Source organism: Arthrobacter sp. Y3225116, assembly GCF_059091245.1.
In genome coordinates this window covers 1-444 of the sequence record NZ_JBNHGL010000564.1, presented here as the reverse complement: position 1 = coordinate 444, position 444 = coordinate 1, and the positions used below count along the sequence as shown (strand labels likewise).

Genomic DNA, 444 nt, shown 5'->3' with positions numbered 1-444 from the left:
AATCCGCGCAACCTGCTGACTGTGCGCTGAGCACCAGCGGCCCGCCATCAACAAGCTTTCGAAACTCCTGAGGTGAAGGAATGACCAAGGTCAACACCGTGCTGGGAACAATCCCGGCTGAAGAACTGGAAATCGTGGCAGTTCACGAACACATCGGCTATGGCATGCCCGGCTCCGAGCTCGACACGCGATGGTGGAAGTCGCCGGAGCAGGCCTACGAGGAAACCGTGCCGAAGCTGCGCAGGTTCCGCGAGAACGGCGGCGGCACCTTCGTGGACGCCACCGGCATCTGCAACGGCCGTGACGTCGACTATTACAAGTCCCTCTCCGCCAAGACCGGCGTGCATATCGTGGCCTGCACCGGCTTCGTGGGCGGCGACACCGCCCTACCGCACTTCGCACGGGCGTCGGTGGACTACCTGGCGAAGGTGTTCATCCACGAGA

The 444-nt window shown here is 62.6% G+C and carries 1 protein-coding gene; it reads left to right on the top strand.

Going from position 1 to position 444, the window contains the following annotated elements; all coding sequences use genetic code 11:
* Positions 1–80 precede the first annotated feature (80 nt).
* A partial coding sequence (locus AC5RV2_RS18975) for a phosphotriesterase family protein (protein ID WP_494093614.1) occupies positions 81–444 on the top strand: 364 nt, incomplete at its 3' end.